This window comes from Jatrophihabitans sp. sgz311053 (assembly GCF_056135305.1).
The window spans coordinates 931,990-949,892 of the sequence record NZ_JBWAXP010000001.1; the positions used below are offsets into that span (position 1 = coordinate 931,990).

At 67.9% G+C, this 17,903-nt stretch carries 17 protein-coding genes; 11 read left to right on the plus strand and 6 right to left on the minus strand.

The window, feature by feature from the left end:
* Positions 1–22 precede the first annotated feature (22 nt).
* Both AC0NZQ_RS04145 and AC0NZQ_RS04150 read right to left on the minus strand, forming a co-directional pair.
* Positions 23–1,138, minus strand: a complete 1,116-nt coding sequence (locus AC0NZQ_RS04145; RefSeq protein ID WP_474528368.1) for an ATP-binding protein — start codon at positions 1,136–1,138, stop codon at positions 23–25.
* Positions 1,139–1,437: 299 nt separating this feature from the next.
* On the minus strand, positions 1,438–2,121 hold the full coding sequence (locus tag AC0NZQ_RS04150; protein ID WP_474528369.1) for a PIN domain-containing protein: 684 nt from the start codon (positions 2,119–2,121) through the stop codon (positions 1,438–1,440).
* A 627-nt stretch (positions 2,122–2,748) separates the two neighbouring features.
* Here AC0NZQ_RS04150 and AC0NZQ_RS04155 point away from each other — a divergent pair.
* Positions 2,749–3,210, plus strand: a complete 462-nt coding sequence (locus tag AC0NZQ_RS04155; protein ID WP_474528371.1) for a DUF2690 domain-containing protein — start codon at positions 2,749–2,751, stop codon at positions 3,208–3,210.
* A 31-nt stretch (positions 3,211–3,241) separates the two neighbouring features.
* On the opposite strand, the gene AC0NZQ_RS04160 is transcribed toward AC0NZQ_RS04155, so the two are convergent.
* On the minus strand, positions 3,242–3,490 hold the full coding sequence (locus AC0NZQ_RS04160) for a hypothetical protein (protein WP_474528372.1): 249 nt from the start codon (positions 3,488–3,490) through the stop codon (positions 3,242–3,244).
* 218 nt (positions 3,491–3,708) lie between these two features.
* On the opposite strand from AC0NZQ_RS04160, the gene AC0NZQ_RS04165 reads away from it, so the two are divergent.
* Positions 3,709–4,314: a helix-turn-helix domain-containing protein gene (locus tag AC0NZQ_RS04165; protein ID WP_474528374.1), complete on the plus strand. Its 606-nt coding sequence runs from the start codon at positions 3,709–3,711 to the stop codon at positions 4,312–4,314.
* Positions 4,315–4,666: 352 nt separating this feature from the next.
* Positions 4,667–5,503: a DUF5131 family protein gene (locus tag AC0NZQ_RS04170; RefSeq protein ID WP_474528376.1), complete on the plus strand. Its 837-nt coding sequence runs from the start codon at positions 4,667–4,669 to the stop codon at positions 5,501–5,503.
* 12 nt (positions 5,504–5,515) lie between these two features.
* Here AC0NZQ_RS04170 and AC0NZQ_RS04175 read toward each other — a convergent pair whose 3' ends face one another.
* A complete protein-coding gene (locus tag AC0NZQ_RS04175; RefSeq protein WP_474528377.1) occupies positions 5,516–6,637 on the minus strand; it encodes a three-Cys-motif partner protein TcmP in 1,122 nt (373 codons plus the stop codon).
* Positions 6,638–7,138: 501 nt separating this feature from the next.
* Here AC0NZQ_RS04175 and AC0NZQ_RS04180 point away from each other — a divergent pair.
* Positions 7,139–7,969 carry a toll/interleukin-1 receptor domain-containing protein gene (locus AC0NZQ_RS04180; protein WP_474528379.1) on the plus strand — a complete coding sequence of 277 codons (831 nt, stop codon included), beginning with the start codon at positions 7,139–7,141 and terminating at the stop codon, positions 7,967–7,969.
* Positions 7,970–8,921: 952 nt separating this feature from the next.
* On the opposite strand, the gene AC0NZQ_RS04185 is transcribed toward AC0NZQ_RS04180, so the two are convergent.
* Both AC0NZQ_RS04185 and AC0NZQ_RS04190 read right to left on the minus strand, forming a co-directional pair.
* Positions 8,922–9,440, minus strand: coding sequence for a hypothetical protein (locus AC0NZQ_RS04185; protein ID WP_474528380.1), 519 nt, complete (start codon positions 9,438–9,440; stop codon positions 8,922–8,924).
* A gap of 164 nt (positions 9,441–9,604) precedes the next feature.
* Entirely contained in the window at positions 9,605–10,081 is a 477-nt protein-coding gene (locus AC0NZQ_RS04190) for an Lrp/AsnC family transcriptional regulator (RefSeq protein WP_474528381.1), read from the minus strand.
* Positions 10,082–10,187: 106 nt separating this feature from the next.
* On the opposite strand from AC0NZQ_RS04190, the gene AC0NZQ_RS04195 reads away from it, so the two are divergent.
* From AC0NZQ_RS04195 to AC0NZQ_RS04225, 7 genes are all read left to right on the plus strand, one after another.
* Positions 10,188–11,519 carry an APC family permease gene (locus AC0NZQ_RS04195; protein WP_474528382.1) on the plus strand — a complete coding sequence of 444 codons (1,332 nt, stop codon included), beginning with the start codon at positions 10,188–10,190 and terminating at the stop codon, positions 11,517–11,519.
* A complete protein-coding gene (locus tag AC0NZQ_RS04200; protein ID WP_474528383.1) occupies positions 11,441–12,874 on the plus strand; it encodes a gamma-aminobutyraldehyde dehydrogenase in 1,434 nt (477 codons plus the stop codon). The genes AC0NZQ_RS04195 and AC0NZQ_RS04200 overlap by 79 nt, the downstream gene beginning before the upstream one ends.
* Before the next feature lie 94 nt (positions 12,875–12,968).
* Positions 12,969–13,184 (plus strand): biotin/lipoyl-binding carrier protein, encoded by a 216-nt coding sequence (locus tag AC0NZQ_RS04205; RefSeq protein ID WP_474528384.1) that lies wholly within the window; start codon positions 12,969–12,971, stop codon positions 13,182–13,184.
* Between the two features lie 3 nt (positions 13,185–13,187).
* Entirely contained in the window at positions 13,188–14,528 is a 1,341-nt protein-coding gene (gabT, locus tag AC0NZQ_RS04210; protein WP_474528385.1) for a 4-aminobutyrate--2-oxoglutarate transaminase, read from the plus strand.
* Positions 14,529–14,577: 49 nt separating this feature from the next.
* A complete protein-coding gene (locus AC0NZQ_RS04215; RefSeq protein WP_474528386.1) occupies positions 14,578–15,663 on the plus strand; it encodes a glycosyltransferase family 4 protein in 1,086 nt (361 codons plus the stop codon).
* Complete coding sequence (locus AC0NZQ_RS04220) at positions 15,660–16,718, plus strand: glycosyltransferase family 4 protein (RefSeq protein ID WP_474528387.1); 1,059 nt, start codon at positions 15,660–15,662, stop codon at positions 16,716–16,718. The genes AC0NZQ_RS04215 and AC0NZQ_RS04220 overlap by 4 nt, the downstream gene beginning before the upstream one ends.
* Complete coding sequence (locus AC0NZQ_RS04225) at positions 16,718–17,821, plus strand: glycosyltransferase (RefSeq protein ID WP_474528388.1); 1,104 nt, start codon at positions 16,718–16,720, stop codon at positions 17,819–17,821. Before AC0NZQ_RS04220 ends, AC0NZQ_RS04225 begins: the two co-directional genes overlap by 1 nt.
* Positions 17,822–17,903 lie beyond the last annotated feature (82 nt).

The window sequence follows — 17,903 nt, forward strand, 5'->3', positions numbered from 1 at the left end:
GGGTGTTGCCGCCTCGGCTAATTCAGATGTCGGCGGCTGCGTGGGCGCGGAGGTACTCGCGCAGGAACGGCAGCGCGAAGTCGACGTAACCGCGCCGGGTCGGATGGATCAGCTCGGCAGCGATCAGACGGAGCCGGTACTGACTGACGTAGTTGACGTCGACGTTGAGGCGCTGCTGGATGTCGGCCATTTTGGAGGGCCCGTCGTCGTGGGACATCGCGAGCAGGAACGACTTGTCGATGTCGGAGGCGGCACCCAACGCAGGCTCATGGATCAGAGACCCGAGTCGGCGACGTGCGCGCGTGACGCCCTCGATGGCGTCGGCTTCGGTGATCTCTTCCTCGTTGGGGTGCAGCCGCCAGGTCTGTGCGCCGACGAGCTGCAGCAGGAACGGATAGCCGGCTGCGCCGTCGACCATGACCTGCAGGGCCGCGTCGCCCACCTGGCGTCCGGCTGCCTCGATGGGTTCGCGGAAGCCTCGTTCGACGTCGGCTCGGGCAACGGAGCCCAGCGAGTGACGTTCTGCGCGGCGGAGGAATGTGAGGACGTCGTCGTTGACGACATCGCTGACACTCGCGGCCAGGCCGGCGCCGGCGAATGCGAGCTCACGACCCTCGCGGAAGGCGTGCTGGACGGTGGCGGCCAGCTCGCGCAGCTCGGGTAGCTGCTTCTGGTGGATCTCGTCGAGGGTGATCAGGACACCGGTTTCGTGCTCGGCGAGCAGTTCGGTGAGCACCGCGAGCTGATTCCGCAGCCCGGCCTCCACCACGTGGCGTTCGACGGTGTCCCAGTCGAGTCGGCCCAGATTCATCGGGGCGGTGGCACCCTTCACGCGCCGCTGAACGGCCTGCGGGTCGAAGTCGCGCAGCAATCTGGGCAGATGCTGTCGGGTCATTCGTTCCACGAAGCCCGGCGTGGCGGTCTCGCTGATGATCACCCAGCCACGCTCGCGGGCGCGGTCTTCGACCGCGTTGAGCATCACCGTCTTTCCCGCACCGCGGGCGCCGGTGTACAGGGTGGCCCGACCGGATGAGCCCGGGCCGTCTTCCAGAGCTTCGACGAATTCTTCGAGCACCGCTTCACGCCCGACGAGCAGCGGGGGACTGACCCCGAAGCTGGCATGGAACGGGTTCGTCACTCTCACACCGTAGCATCGTCCACTAGAGCCGTTTAGAGTTTTTAGACTCCGCTAGTCGAGTGGGATGGATGCTGCTGGCCTAGTGGTATGCCACGACGGACGGTCCCACCCGTGGTGCGCCAGAGTGGCTCCGTTTCCCCCGGCGGGTCCTCGCGTTGGTGGCCCGGCCCGGGCACGGAAGGGATGTGCCGGCCGGGGCGTGGGTGAAGGTAACACCGACGCTCCGAGCTGCGGCAGTTAGCGGCACGCGCAGCTGCGCGCCCGAGCAAGCGCGGATCTCGACGCCGTGTCGGTCGAGGTCAGCTGGCGTGTTGCAGGCGGTGGCCTGTGAGTCCGGCTCGTGTCGCGCGGAGGACGGCGCCTGTGTCGTAGGAAATGAAGTGGACTGGCTTGCCGGTCAGGGCCTGCAGCGCTTGGCAGCGGTCGACGAGTTCGTCGTCCGGGCGGGGGAGCCGGACGTGTCGCGGGTCGTCGAGGAGCAGCTCTACAGCGACAACGCCCTGGCCCGCTGACCGGTCTGCCGGCCGCAGGACGCTGGGGCGCTCGGGTTCGCGGGCGAAGTGGGTGTAGATGCTCTTCAGCGTGGTGCGCGCCCGGGAACGCACCCGGTCGCTTTTGGCGTCGTCGAGCTCGTCGACGACGAGCATCGGAATGACCACAGCGATCTGGTCCGTCCGCCGCGCCTCGTCTTGCAGGAGTCGGTGCCAGTCGAGTTCGTCGAACGGTTCCTCGTGGTGCAGCCAGACGTTGGTGTCGGCGACTGCGATCAGGCGTGGCGCGTTGTGCGGCTCCCAGCGTTCTACCGTGGCCCTGAGGTCGATGATTGCGGCGCTCAGTTCTATCTGACGCTGCATCACTTCTTCGCCGACGGCAGCATTGGTCACCCCGCTGGCCGCGGGGTTGTTCAGGGTCGCCCAATAGCGGGGGGTGAGCACCAGACGGTCGAGATCCTCCTGCCGCATGACCGCGCGCAGCTTGCTCACCGAGTTGTTCACCCAAGTCAAATACGAGTTGATGACGCTCGAGGTGTCCGACGGAGACGTCGACATTCGATGAACTTCTAGGAGGGCGTCCAAAAGGGTGCGGCCAGATGCGCCGGCCCGCGGGTATAGCGGCATGCACGTCAGCATGCCATTGAGCGTTTGATCGTTCGAGAGTCGATGTGACCTGATCCCAACGGGCTTGTCACCCCAGCGGGACGTCACCTCACGAAACTGTCGCAACTTGTCACGAATCTCAGCTACTAGGTCACCGCGTCACCTTCGATGAGACAGGAGAGCGGGACAGGAGGAGTTCGCTTCTGCACTCATATTTCCCTACGCCGCACCTCCGCAAGATGACATAAGTTTTACTATCGGCGCTCCCACGTTGGGGCGCCCGGGCCAGGGAGTCGAGACCGCACTGCGGGCTTGAGCGCCATCTGCTTGGCCGCACGCCTCGGCAGTCGACCACAGCGGCACCGTCGTGTGGTCGAAGTGGCTATCCGTGGCGGATCCTGGTTTTCCTGTTGGCAACCTCTAGGAGCGCGAGCCGCGGTCGGTTATCGTTTCGCCCACATTGACGCAGAAATCGCCTTGGGGGCCGTTATGCAACGCTTGAAGATGTTCGGTGTGGCAGCCTCTGTGATCGTGGCGAGTGCGGCGTTTGCCCCGGTGGCCGGGGCGGCCGACCCGGCGTCGGCTTACGACTACACCGATCCGAGCGCGACTGGGTGCTCCACCGGTGCGTTTACCTATTGGAGCAAGAACATCATCAGTCCCTCGACCGGTGCCGTGTTGGGCATTCTGGAGTTGCGGGTCTCCAACGCGTGCGGCACTAACTGGGTGCGGGTGAACAACAACGTTGCCGGCGCTACCGCCGAAAAGACCATCGTCCGGTATCGGCAGTACCTGCCCCAGGGCGGTTCTGTCCCGTACGCGGTCGACCAGACCAACGATGCCGGCACTGGCGTGAGCTACGGACTGCAGCTCTACGCGCCTGCCGGCGTCTGCGTCCAGGTAGGCGCCGTGTTGCGGATGTCGGACGGCTCCGTCGCCGGCAACACGGGTCAGTCGCTCAACCAGGTGTGCTGAGCGGCGCTGGCGGCACTTCCCAGGGAGCTGGTCACCGGCGGGTCCGTTTGGGGTAGCGGGGGCCGCACCAGCGCCACCCGTCGGGTGGGTCGAGCTGGCGATCGGCCTCGAGAAGGCCGTAGTGGCCGAGCCGCGATGTCGGCGGCGGTCCCGGCCACCAGCGCCGGTCCGCATCGAGACGCACCCTCGGAACCTGGCTGTAAACCTGGTCCCCGACCTCGCGGGCGGCGGTCCGGCCGGTGCACCACGCCTGCACCGGGTCCTCGAACCGCCTGGCCATCCACCGCTCCCACGTCACGAGCGGCCCCACGAGCCGGCCGGGTCACTCCCCCGCGCCAGCGTATGCACGTCGTGGGTCGGCTGAACCGCCAGCAGAACGTCCGGCGGCCCCCACTCCAGTGTCGAGTCTCAGGACTTCGCTGACGGATTGATGTCTCGGGACATCGCTGACACCTGATCTGCTGTGGGCTGTTGTCCATGGCGCGGAAGGTGACCTCAATGGACGTGCGGATGGCGGCTGCCCTGGCTCAGGGTGTCGACGACGTGGCCGAGTTCTGCCGGGTGCAAGGCATCAGTCGGCAGAGCTACTACAAGTGGAAGAAGCGGTTCGCGATCGAGGGTTTGGACAGGCTGTCCGAGCGCTCCCGCCGCCCGAGCGCTCCCGCCGCCCGAGCGCGACGCCGAACGCGACACCGGTCGAGGTCGAGAACCAACCACGGCCGCTACCGCACCCTCGCCGCGCTCAACCGCGACCTGCAGATCTTCGCCCAGCACTACAACACCCGACGACCCCACCGCGCTCTCGGCGGACGCACCCCCGCGGCAACGTTCGCCGCGACCGTGAAGGCCAGACCCGTCGACCGGCCACTGCCCGACAAAGCCCGGACCTACCACTGCCACGTCTCCACCGGCGGCAGCATCGCCGTCAGCGGGCCACCCGGCGCCGTCACCAACCAACTTCGCGTCCACCTCGGCGGCCGCTACAAACAACTGCCCGTCACCGTCATCCAAGACGGCCTGCGAGTCGCAGTCGTCAGCGGCAACGAACTGATCCGCGCCCTCGACCTCGACCCCACCAAGCACTACCAACGACTGCACCCCTAGACACCGCCCTCAACCAGTCGGCACGCTCTGCTGTCAGCGATGTCCTGAGACATCCCGTGCCAGCGATGTCCCGAGACACGACACGGGCCCTAGTCCATCACCTAGGACTAGAACGTGTATTCGATGATGCTCGTGTGGCGTGCGGAAGGATCTGCGCCTCTGCGTGCGGTCAGGTGGTGTCGTTGCTCCTGAGGGCTGGGTAGTGGCCCGGAGCTGCTGGACCGGGCGCCGAACAAGGTGACCAGCAAGGCTCCCACCAGTGAGCGGCGGCCGGAGGGAGACTCGTAATACTTCGTGATGTGGTGGCGGACCGCGCACCGGCGGGCACCGATCAAGAACGGACGGCCTGGTAATGGCAGATGGAAGCGCGATTGAGTGGACCGAGGCGACCTGGAACCCGACGACGGGATGCGACCGGGTCAGTGACGGTTGTGATCACTGCTACGCGCTGACGCTGGCCAAGCGGCTCAAAGCGATGGGTGCTGCGAAGTACCAGATCGACGGCGATCCGCGCACGAGTGGACCGGGGTTCGGGGTGACGACCCATCCGGGGGCGCTGCAGGTCCCGTACCAGTGGCATCAGCCCCGCCTGGTGTTCGTGAACTCGATGAGCGACCTGTTTCACGCCCGGGTTCCGGTCGCGTTTATCCGCGAGGTTTTCGCGGTTATGGCCGACACTCCGCAACACACGTACCAGCTTCTGACCAAGCGGGCTGCGCGGTTGCGCAAGCTCGCACCATCCCTGGACTTCCCGTCCAATCTGTGGGTCGGGGTGTCGGTGGAATCGATGGAGGTCGTTGGCCGGGTCGAGAACCTGCGCCAGGTGCCGGCAGCGGTGCGGTTCTTGTCCTGCGAACCGCTGCTCGGCCCGCTGGACGGTCTTGAGGTCAGCGGCTTGGACTGGGTGATCGTGGGCGGAGAATCCGGTGTTGGGCACCGCCCGATGGACGTTGGCTGGGCCCGCGGTGTACGGGACAACTGCGATCGGGCAGGTGTGCCGTTCTTCTTCAAACAGTGGGGTGGGCGGACTCCGAAGGCCGGCGGGCGGGAGCTTGACGGCCGCACCTATGACGGCATGCCTGTGCGGCATGCGCCGGCAGCAGTATCAGCATCGGTGTCAGCGGCGCAGGACGTGAAGCGGCGGCCGCCGTCGTCGCCGGGTGCGGCTTCTGCTGGCGTGGTCGCCTAGTTGGCCGGTCGCCTAGCTTGGCAATCCGACGACGGCGCTGATACGAACGTGCCCGGTCTGGTTGTCGTGGCGGGCCAGTTCGCCAGTTTCGACCATTTTATTGACGGCGGCGCTGGCCTGGGCCTCTTTGTAGACGGTGTGCAACAAGGCGAACTGGCGCAGCGCGTACACGGTCGCTCGGTGGTCCGGCTGCTCGCGCAGATGTGCCAGCAGCAGGCGGCGTAGCGGGCCAATCTGGGGGTCCTCCTGGATGAACAGCGTTTCCTGGTTGGGGTCACGAGGGTCGCGGTAGCCGGTGCCATTGACGGGGTCGACACCCCACATCGCGTTCTTCATCACCGTCACTCCCCGGGGATGGCTGGTTCCGAATACGAGGTAGAGGGCCTGACCGCGGTTGTCGATAAGTTCGAAATCGAGGACGTATTGAAAACCGCACTCTTCGATGGTCTGTCGGTAGCGGTCCCGCAGCCACGACGTCTTGCGTGCCGACGGCTGTTTGGCGACGTCACGCCATGTTGTGGAACCGAACACGCGGTCGCCGTTGTCGATGTTGTCGACCTCGGCAAAGCGGGAGAAGTACTGCGGCTGCACGGTCACGATGACTTCGCTGCCGGGGTTGTCGGCGATGCGTTTGATCAGCGAGGCCGACACTCCGCCGCCCCAGGTGTCCAGCACCGCAAGGATTGGATGCCCCCAGGCCTGCTCCTCGGTGAGCAGCTGTTCCAGGGTTGGCTCGCACTTGCCTTTTCGAACCCTCACGCGGACGCGTTCCTCTTTCCAACGATCGAGACTCCGGTGCACGACATTGGGCTCGGCGCTGGGGATGGCCTCGACGAGGCGGCGTTGCAGCAGATCGGTGCAACGCTTGTCGCCGTCGACGAACAGCAGCCGGGCCGGGTTCACTTTCGTGCGCAGTGTCTCGTCCTGAATCAGCGCACGGAACGCGAGGACGGGTGAGCCGGCCTCGCCTTTGTCGTAGACGCCGGGGCCGGCGAACCCCTCGGCGTAGGTGACGTTTCCGCTCCAGCCGCGGACCATGATCGGCCACCACTCGGTGAGGTATTTCTTGTAGATGGCGTGCTTGGCCGCGGTGTGGGGGTCCCGTGGCCAAGGAACCTTTTTCGGCCCCGTCATCGACCGACACCTGACATGCACGCGTCAAAAGAGCACAGAGTCGCTGAGGCGGTCGGCCAGCCGGCCGGCGAGGTGAAAGCGGGTATCACTGCCCTAGCGTGCCGCCAACCGCGGCTTCAATCGAATCCGACACGCGTGGTAACTACGACAACGCGGGGCGGACAGCTCACATGCAGCGGCTCACGAGTGACTTGTCTACCGACCGGTGATCGGTCACAACCATCCACTGTCGGGTTGAAGTTTCGCGACCCGGCCGCAACGGGTGTCAATTGGTGGTCTCAGAACTGCCTCACACCTGACGCGGAGGGACTGGCTGCCCGGCGACCGGTTGACGAAGTGGGGCCGATGACGTCGCAGCGGCATAGACCTGCAGCCGACGTTTAACGACGTCGCCCCTGGTCATAGGAGCGACGCTGATCCACACTTGGACAACAGTTGGTAGTCGCGGGCGGCTGAACGTGACTTCGACCGCATGCAACCAACACCGAAGGGGACCATTCTATGCCGCAGGTATTTTTATCGCACTCTTCCCAAGACAACCACTTCGTCGGCTTCTTATTGGCGCTACTAGAGGCGCACCATGTCGACGTATGGGCAGACTCCCGATTGCAAGCCGGTGATAACTTTATCGAAGAAATTGAGAGCGCCCTGCGCGAGTCCGAAAATCTCCTACTTGTCATATCAATAAACTCGAAAGCATCCGTGCCATGGATTACAAGAGAGATTGCGACGTTTCGCGCATTGCGGCCGGACGGGAAGGTAATTCCGCTGGTCCTAGACGAAGGGGTCGATGTAGGTGAAATCTTCGAAGGGCTGAACCTAGTCAATCAGTTGCGCAGCTATTCTGATTTATTAGGGTCCATGAAGAAATTGCTTGCGCTTCTTGATCGCGAATTGTTCCCAATGGTGGAACGTCGCACCGTGGAGAGAAGAAAGACTTTAGAGGATCGTCGGCGTCCCGAGGCCGTGGCGCGAAGGATGCGAAAAGGACTGACGGACGGTTACCTGACTGAAAGCAGACTCAGAGAGTTCGATCACATTGAGTGGATGTCGGACTTGCACCCTCTGGTGCGATACGTGACCGGAATGAAATCCCCGCTACGCGAGTTCTCCTACCGTTTAAGGCAAGACAACTCGATTGTCGAGTTCCACGATTTGCCGCTCGAAGAGCTTGTAGTGGAGGCGTGGCAAGGCGCCATGAGGCAAGGAAAAGCGGCAATCGTCTACACCTTGGACGGTATTGTTCAATCGCTAATAAAACAGTACGAGGTGGCAAACCTGAGCAGGCGAAGACTGCCCGATAGGCGGGGCTCAAGGTCGTCCGACTCGTAAAGAATTGCACCAATGTGTCTAGAAAAGAATGTGGCGGCTTGCCATCATTCGATGGAGCTTTGGCCAAAGATGGGCGACAAATCAGCCGCGCGATGGGACACCGCCGCGAGCGTGTGCGCTGGCCGCTCGGCAATGTGGAAGCGGATCATATTCGAGGTGACGAGTCTGGAGGAGGCCGTAGTTGGCCACGCCGCGGGACTAGACACCGCCCGAGACGGCTGAGCTGGTCGAGGCCAGGAAGAAGATCGCCCAGCTAGAACGGGCGCTGGGTCGCAAGACCTACGAGCTCGACCTGGCGTTGGGGAAGCATTGCGGAGCTGGGAGTGAACGAGCGCGTCGCCCGGTCCCGCGCCCTGATCGCCAAGGGCCACCGGCCCGTGGTCGTGACGCGCGTGCTGTAGGTGTCTCGCCAGTCGGTCTACCGGCCGATCAGCCGGCGACCTGCCGGTGCTGGTCCCGGTCCCCGCCGTGGCCGACCGGGTGACAAGTCGATCGTCGAGGTGGCGAAGGCGAATCCGACTGACTGCACCCGCATGGTTGCCGCGCCAGCCAGTCGCGACTTGGGCGAGGCGGTGAGCCGCAAGCGGGTGCAGCGGGTCATGCGCGAGCACCGCCTGCTGCAGCGCACCCGCAACGCTGACCGCCGCCGGCCGGGATTCTTCCGGGTCACGCGGCTGCGGCACCGATATGGACAGGCAGAGCATTGCTTTCAGCGCTGGACGTAGAAGTTACCGCGGGTAGGGCCGTGCGGTACTGATGCTCGGCCTGCTGTTCCGGCGCGGCGCTGATGGGTGGTGTGCGGATGTGTGGTGTGCGGATTGGCATGAGTTCGTCCCAGATGAACGCTACGCACAGGGCGATGACGGAGAGGTCTCGGATGTTGCTCAGTGACGGCCGCTTCATGGGGCCAGGTCCTTCCTCGAGGGACTGGGGTTGGTGTTCGACACGAAGATCAGGGATCGGTGATCGTGGCGGGCTGGCCGTAGTTCCAGCTGCCGGCTGTTCGCTGAACGCCGCCCTGGATGGTGATTCGCGCGTGCTTGCCGCAGACGAGCGGCCAGGTGTGTGCGGTGGCAGTGGCGCCGGGGCCGACGATGAACCGTCCGCTGACGGCGCCGGTGACGGTCATGACCATCTTGTGCTTGCTGGCGTTGCGTGCCGGGGTGATGGTGCCGTTGACCTGGCGTCCGAGGACGGCGGTGAACGATGCGGCGCGGCAGTCGTAGGAGATCGCCGCGGCGATCGGCGGGGCGGCGGGGAAGTCAACGACGAAGGTGCCGGCGGCCGCGACCGGAGCGGTCCACCCCTTGCTGGTGCGGAACTGCCACTTCGCTGTGACACGGATTCCGTCGGCGAGAGTGACGGTGCGCTCGAGCAGGTCGACTTCGTTCGCGAGGGGAAGGTGACGCTCTTCGAACCGCCGGGCCACGTGTAGGTCAGACGCGAGGCGAACGAGCTCGGCGGCGCGCACGCTCGCAACGTGCCGGCCGGGTGACCGTTGCACTGCGAGCTGCACCTGCAACTGTTGGGCGTGCTGATCTTGCTGCCGTGGGTGAGCGTGACGGCCGTGACTGCGCCCGTCCGGTAGCGCTGACGCTGCCCGTGCACGTGCCGGATTGGCCGGGGCAGCGCGTCTCAGCGCAGGCTCTCCACCGGCAGCGGACCGCGGCTGCGGACGGTGCGGATCGCGAAGGTGCTCAATGCGGTCGTCACCGGCCCGATCGCCAAGACGTGGTCCAGCAGCAGGCTCTCGTAGGACGCCAGGTCGGGGACTGCCGCCTCCAGGAGGAAGTCCGCTTCGCCGGAGACGGCATGGCACGCCACCACGGCGGGGATTGCCAGAAGCGCCTCCTCGATCCGGTGCGACGTCGCCCGTGAGTGCTGCTCGACGCGCAGTGACATGAAGACCGTGAGACCCAGGCCGAGGCGCTGACGGTCCAACTCGGCGCGATAGCCGGCGATGACCCCGGCCTCCTCCAGTGCCTTCGTCCGGCGCAGGCACGCCGAGGGCGAGAGCTTGACCGCCTCGGCCAGCTCGACGTTGGGGATACGTCCGTCCAGTTGCAGGCGTTCCAGGATGGCGCGATCGATCCGGTCAAAGGTTGGCGGCACAGAATGCAGTCTAGAACTTGATGCACCGCAGATTATTGCTTGGAACGCCTGGCGCGACGCAATCTTCGGCAGCGCATGCCGCACGCCTTGGGTCATCGTTGCGACCATGGCGACGCAACTCGGCACGACTCGCGCAGTGGTGCTCTACGTCGGGGCCCTGCTCGGCCCCGGCGTGCTCATCGTCCCCGGAGTCGCGGTGGAAGCCGCCGGTCCGGCGTCCGTCCTGGCGTGGCTGGGGCTGCTCGGCCTCTCCGGTCTGCTCGCCTGGATGTTCAGTGCGTTGGGCACCCGGTTGCCGGACCGTGGTGGCGTCGCCGGCTACGTCGCACACGCCTTCGGCGCGCGCTGGGGGCGGGTGGCGGCGGGGTGCTTCGTGGCCGGCGCCATCCTCGGCGCACCGGTCGTCTGCCTCGTCGGTGGCGGCTACCTGGCCGAAACGGTGGGAGGCGGCCGGGTGGCGACGGTGGCCGCTGCCTTGCTGATGTTGCTCGTGGTCGTCACGCTGACGGTGGCAGGTGCCCGCGTCTCGGCCACGGCGCAGCTCGCGCTGGTCGCCGTCCTCGTCGCCGTGATCGTGATCGCAGTGCTCGGGGCGGCTCCCGCCGCCGATGCGTCGGGATGGGAGCCGTTCGCTCCTCACGGCTGGCTGGCGGTCGGCCGAGCCGCGGCGCTGCTGATGATGTCCTTCGTCGGCTGGGAGGCCATCGCTCCGCTCGTCGGGCGACTGGCGGACCGGCAACGCCGGCTGCCGCGGGTCATCGGGATCTCCTTCGCCGTCACCGCGGTGCTCTACCTGGCGCTGGCCGTGACGACGGTCGGCGTGCTCGGGCCAGCCGCCGCGAGTCATACGCCGATTGCCGATCTGCTCACCGTCGCTCTCGGGGAGGGCGCGACCGTGGTGGCCGCAGTGGCGGCTGTCGCCCTCACACTGGCCGCGGTCAATGCGTACCTGGCCGGCGCAGCGGCGACGGTGTCCGCCGTCGCCCCCGCCGCGGGGCGTCTCCTGCCGCTCGGCGTGGCAGCCGTGGGGATTGTCGTCCTCAGCGGGGTCGCGGTGGGGTGGTGGAGCGCCGAGGACCTCATCACGGTGCCGACCGCGTGCTTCATAGCGGTCTACCTCGGCTGCGCGGCGGCGGGGGTGATGTCGCTGCGCGGCGGCGCCCGGCGCGCCTCCGCCCTCGCGGGTCTGTTCGTGCTGATCGTCGCCGGTTTCACCGGACCGGCAATGCTGACCCCCGCGCTGGTGACTGCGGCGGTTATGAGCCGTGGCGCGATCCTGCGCGGATTCCGTCGCCGGCGACCACGCATAGAACGAAATCAGTTGTTGAGTGCAGCTGCCGGCACGGCTAGCGTGGCGATGTGGCCGACAAGCGCAAGGTGCAGAACTTCATCGACGGCAGCCTCACCGACGCCCGGGACGGTGGCACCACCGACCTGATCGATCCCACGACCGGCGAGGTCTTCGGCTCGGCGCCGCTCTCGACGCAGGTCGACGTGGACGCCGCGTACGCCGCGGCGACCAAGGCTGCCGAGAGCTGGCGGGACACCACCCCGAGCGAGCGGCAGCAGGCGTTGCTGAAGTTCGCCTCGGCGCTGGAGGATCGCGCCGAGGACCTCATCGCCGCCGAGTGCCAGAACACCGGCAAGCCGGTCGAGCTGATGCGCAGCGAGGAGATCCCGCCGGCCGTCGACCAGCTGCGCTTCTTCGCCGGCGCCGCGCGCGTGCTCGAGGGTCGCAGCGCCGGGGAGTACATGACCGGCTTCACCAGCTACGTGCGCCGCGAGCCGATCGGCGTCGTCGGCCAGGTGACGCCGTGGAACTACCCATTGATGATGGCGGTCTGGAAGTTCGCGCCGGCCCTGGCCGCCGGAAACTGCGTCGTCCTCAAGCCCTCGGACACCACGCCGGTGACGACCTCGATGATGGCCGAGATCGGCGCGGAGTTCCTTCCCGCCGGCGTCTTCAACGTCGTCTGCGGCGACCGCGACACCGGCCGCGCCCTGGTCGCGCACAAGACGCCCGGCCTGGTGTCGATCACCGGGTCCGTCCGCGCTGGCTTCGAGGTGGCCAAGGGAGCCGCCGAGGACCTCAAGCGCGTCCACCTCGAGCTGGGCGGCAAGGCGCCGGTCGTCGTCTTCGACGACGCCGACCTCGCCGACGCGGCCGAGAACATCGCGATCGCCGGGTACTTCAACGCCGGGCAGGACTGCACGGCGGCGACCCGCGTGCTCGTCCACGAGCGGGTGGCCGACGAGTTCGCCGCCCTGCTCGCCGAGCAGGCTCGCAACACCAAGACCGGCGCGCCGACGGACGCCGACGTCCTCTACGGCCCGCTGAACAACCAGTCGCAGTTCGACCGTGTGGCGAGCATGGTGGGACGGCTGCCCGACAGCGCCGAGCTGCTGGCCGGCGGCGAGCGCGTCGGCGAGCGCGGCTACTTCTGGGCGCCCACGGTGATCGGCGGGCTGACGCAGCAGGACGAGCTGAGCCAGACCGAGATCTTCGGCCCCGTCATCACGCTGCAGACCTTCACCGACGAGGACGACGCGGTCCGCTCGGCCAACGGCGTCGACTACGCCCTGGCCTCCTCGGTGTGGACCAAGGACCACGGCACCGCGATGCGGATGAGCCGTCGCCTCGACTTCGGCTGCGTCTGGGTCAACTGCCACATCCCGCTGGTCGCCGAGATGCCGCACGGCGGCTTCAAGCACTCCGGCTACGGCAAGGATCTGTCGATGTACGGACTCGAGGACTACACCCGTATCAAGCACGTGATGCACGCGATCGGGTGAGGCGGAGCGCGCGTCTGCGGGCCCGCCGGGCGATCGGGTGTTCAGCCGCGGAGTGGGGATTATCAGATCCGCCGCTGAGTCCTAGGCTCAGCACATGACCCACCCCATCGTCGCCGAGCTGGTCGGCTCGGTCCTCTCTGTCTCGGTCGAGGTCGGCGATCCCGTCTCGGCCGGCGACACGATCCTTCTCATCGAATCCATGAAGATGGAGATCCCCGTGCTGACCGAGGAGGACGGCGTCGTCCGTGAGATCAAGGTCCGGCAGGGTGACGTCGTCCAGGAGGGCGACGTCATGGCCGTCGTAGGGTGAGAGATGTCGAATCAGGATATTGAGCAGAAGCGCGCGATCGTCACGGAGATCCCGGGACCGCGCTCGAAGCAGCTGCAGGCGCGCAAGCAGGCGGCGGTGTCGTCCGGCGTCGGCACGACGCTGCCGGTCTACGTCGAGCGAGCCGGTGGCGGCATCGTGGTGGACGTCGACGGCAACCAGCTCATCGACCTCGGCTCCGGTATCGCGGTCACCTCGGTGGGCAACAGCAACCCGCGCGTGGTCGAGGCGGTGCGCGACCAGGTCGGCGACTTCACCCACACCTGCTTCATGGTCACGCCGTACGAGGAGTACGTGGCGGTGGCGGAGCGGCTCAACGAGCTGACGCCGGGCGACCACGAGAAGCGGTCGGCGCTCTTCAACTCCGGCGCCGAGGCGGTCGAGAACGCGATCAAGGTCGCCCGCTCGGCCACCGGCCGTCCCGCCGTGGTCGCTTTCGACCACGCCTACCACGGCCGGACCAACCTCACGATGTCGCTGACGGCCAAGAACATGCCCTACAAGCACCGCTTCGGGCCGTTCGCCGGCGAGATCTACCGGGTGCCGATGGCCTACCCCTACCGGTGGCCCACCGGCCCGGAGAACTGCGCCGACGAGGCGTTCGAGCAGTTCGTCTCACTGCTGCACACCCAGGTGGGCGAGGAGAACACCGCCGCCGTCATCGTCGAGCCCATCCAGGGTGAGGGCGGCTTCGTCGTCCCGGCTCCGGGTTTCCTCGCCCGGGTGGCCGAATGGTGCGCGGGCCACGGCATCCTGCTCATCGCCGACGAGATCCAGACCGGCTTCTGCCGCACCGGCGACTGGTTCGCCTGCGAGGCCGAGGGCGTGGTCCCGGACCTCATCACCACGGCCAAGGGCATCGCGGGAGGGTTGCCGCTCGCGGCCCTCACCGGACGGGCCGAGCTGATGGACGCCGTCCACGCCGGCGGCCTCGGCGGCACCTACGGCGGGAACCCGGTCGCCTGTGCCGCCGCGCTGGCGGCGATCGAGAGCATGCAGGCCGACGACCTCTGCGGCAGGGCCCGTCACATCGAGGCGGTCATGCGCCCGCGGCTGGCGGCGCTGGCGGCGAAGTACCCGGCCATCGGGGAAGTCCGGGGCCGAGGCGCGATGCTCGCCCTCGAGCTCGTCGAGCCCGGCAGCCGCGAACCGAACCCGGCGCTGACGGCGGCGGTGACGGCGCACTGTCACCGCAACGGAGCCATCGTGCTCACCGCCGGCAGCTTCGGCAACGTGCTGCGCTTCCTGCCGCCGCTGGTCATCGGCGACGAGCTGCTCGACGAAGGGTTGCAGATCATCGAGGAGGCTTTCGCCGCGCAGGCCTGACGCCGAGCCGGTAGGTTTCGTCCTGCCGGCTCGACGAACGGATCCCGCCATGCGCTTCGCCTTCCTGCAGACGGGCATGACCGGCTACAACGACGCCTGCCTGCGCGCGCTGAAGGCGCACGGCCAGGAGATCCTCAACGTCTTCCCGTCCGGCGAGAAGAACTACGCCTTCGACACCGCGTCCTTCACCTCCTACGGCCGGACGATCACCTGGGACGGCGAGCCGGACCAGGCCGTGCTGGAGCAGGCGATCGACGACTTCGCCCCGGACGTCGTCGTCATGGTGTCCTGGACCCAGCCCGCCTACAAGGCGATCATGAAGCGGGTGCAGGGCAGGGCGCTGCGCATCCTGGTGTCCACCAACGTGTGGGAGAGCCGCGCCCGGCAGTGGCTGGGGCGGGCCACCCACAAGGTCTACATCGACCCCTACTACGACGCGGTCCTGGTCCCCGGCGACCGCTCCGAGTGGTTCGCGCGGCGGCTGGGCTTCACCGCCGAGCAGGTGATCCGGGGCGCCAACACCGCCGACGTGGAGGTCTACGACCGCGGTCCGCGCGACCCGGCCGAGCTGGTCTCGGCCAAGCGGTTCCTCTTCACCGGCCGGCTCATGACCTACAAGGGCGTTGCCGTCCTCGCCGAGGCCTACGACCGTTACCACCGCACCGAGACCGCAGCCGGACGCGAGCCGTGGCCGCTCGACGTCGTCGGGATCGGCGAGCTCGACGATCAGCTGCGCAGCCTGCCCGGCGTGACGATGCACGGCTTCGTCAGCCCCGCCGAGCTCTCCGATCTGATGCACCGGACGACCTGCCTGGTGCTGCCGTCCTTCATCGACTTCTTCGGCGTCGTCGTGCACGAGGCCGCACTGTCGGGGCAGGTGCTGCTCTGCTCCGACGGCGTCGGGGCCACCCCCTACCTGCTGCAGGACGCCTTCAACGGCTGGACCGTCGCCACCGGCAGCGTCCGGTCGCTCGCCGACGGATTGGGGCGGGTCAGCGCGCTGCCGGACGAGCGGCTGGTCGCGATGTCGCAGGGGAGCCGGGCGCTCGCGTCCCGCTTCAGCCCGCGGCAGTGGGCCGAGAACCTCACCGCCGAGGCCGAACGTCGCCTCGCCGCCGGGGACCACCGCCGGTGAGGCACGGGGTGGTCGTCGTCGGGCCGGTGCCGCCGCCGATCCACGGCGCGGCGCGGGTGACGGCGCTGGTGGTGGCCGAGCTGCGCGCCGCGGGTGCGGAGCCCACGGTGATCGACACCAGTGGGACGGCCTCGGGCATCGGCTGGCGGCACCACGCGCTGCGGATCGGGTTGCACCTGCGCGCCGCGGTGACGCTGCTGCTGCGGCGACCCCGAGCCGTCTACGTCACCGGCGCCGGCGGTCTCGGCCTCTGGTACTCGCTGGCGGTGATCGCCGCCGCGCGCCTCGCCGGCAGCCGGGTGGTCTTCCACCATCACTCCTACGCCTATCTGAACGATCCGGCCCGGGTCATGCGGCTCATCACCACCGTGGCCGGGCCGCAGTCGCTGCACGTAGTACTCGCCGAGCGGATGGAGCGCGACCTGCGTGCCCGCTACCCCGCGGTGGGAGAGGTCCTGGTCTGCTCGAACGCCGGACTCTTCCCGCCGCCCGAGATCTCCGACGACGACGATCGGGCGGGGGTGGTGCTCGGGCACCTGGGCAACCTGCACCTGGACAAGGGCTTCGCCGAGATCGTCGACACGCTACGGGCGGTCCGTGCCGCCGGTACCGACGCGCGTCTCGTCCTCGGCGGTCCGGTCCGTCACGACGCGGCGCAGCGACTGCTCGACGCCGCGCAGAGCGAGTTCGGCGACGCCGTGGAGTACGTCGGCCCCGTGCCCCCGGATCGGGTGGACGACCTCTACCGCCGCTGCGACGTCTTCCTGCTGCCGAGCCGGTGGAAGAACGAGGCCGAGCCGCTGGTGGTCCTGGAGGCGGCCCGGCTCGGAGTGCCGTCCATCGCCTACGACGTCGGATGTCTCGGCGATCTCGTGGCAGCCGACGCCCTGATCGACACCGATGCCGACTTCGGCGCCGAAGCTGCGAAGTCGATCATGACCTTGGCCGACATCGATCGCGCCGGACGTCGTGCCGAGGCGGCCCGCCGCTTCGCCGCCCGCCGGGACGGTGCGCTCGCCGCGCAGCGCAGCCTGATCCGGGAGCTGACCGGCTGATGCGGACCGTCGTCGTCGAGCCCAACCCCGCCGGCCACCGCTTCCAGGCCGCGGCCAATGTCGCGTCGCGCGCGCTGCGCGACGGTCCGGTCACGCTGCTCACCGCGGTGGGCGCGCGGCAGCGGACGGAGTTCGCCGAGTACGTCGGTGACCTGGATGTCAGCGTGGCCGAGGCCTTCACCGAGCCTGAACCGGCCACCGCCGTCTTCGTCGCCGAGATCGTGGCGGCGGCGCGTCGCACCGGCGCAACCCGGCTGGTGATCATGGACGGCGACATCGCGCTGAAGCAGTGGTGGCGGGTGGCGCGGGCACCGCTGCGCTCGTTGCCGGGTCGGGTCAAGGTGATCTTCTTCCTCACCCGCTACCCGGCTCGTCTCGAGCTGCGCGAGCCGGGCGATCTCGGTTACTGGAAGGTGCGGCTGGCCAAGGCAGCGCTGCTGCTGCTCTCCCGTCTCACCGGCACGATCCACCGCGCCGCCGGCTTCGCCGCGCGGGACGACGCCACCGTCGGCTGGCTGGTCAAGCGGGCCCGTGACCCTGCGGTGTGCCTCGCGCATTCGCGGGACCGAGCCGCGCTGCGCACCGAGCTCGGCCTGCCGGCCGACCGCCGGCTCGTCGGGATCTACGGCGGGGTGAACGCCCGGAAGAACCCGCAGCTCTGCCTGGCGGCGGCCGAGGCGGCGGGCGAGCAGGTGGATCTGGTCTGCGCCGGCCCCGTCGCCGAGGACATCCGGGACTGGCTCGACGGACTCCCCGCCGAGCGGCGTCGCCGGGTGCACGTGGACGCCGGGTTCCTGTCCAACGAGCGGCTCGACAAGCATCTCGCCGCGGCCGACGTGGTGGCACTCGTCATGACCCTGGAGGGGCCGAGCGGGATCCAGGGCAAGGCCATGGCGGCCGGCGTCCCAGTGGTCACGGCCGGGTCCAAGACCCGCGCCAAGGAGCTCGCCGCCCTCGGCGACGGCGTCGCCGTCGACCCGACCGTCGAGGCGCTCGCCGCCGGTATCCGCAGTGTGCTCTCCGGTGCCGCGCGGCATGCGCCGGGGACGGAGCGGCTCGCGCTGCCCACCGGGGAGACCTTCGCCGCGGCGGTGCTGGGCTGAGTCACGAGCGCTCACGACCCCACCCGTCCTTCTCTTCGGTCCCGCTCCGCCCCTGCCTTCTTTTCGGTCCCGCTCCGCCCGT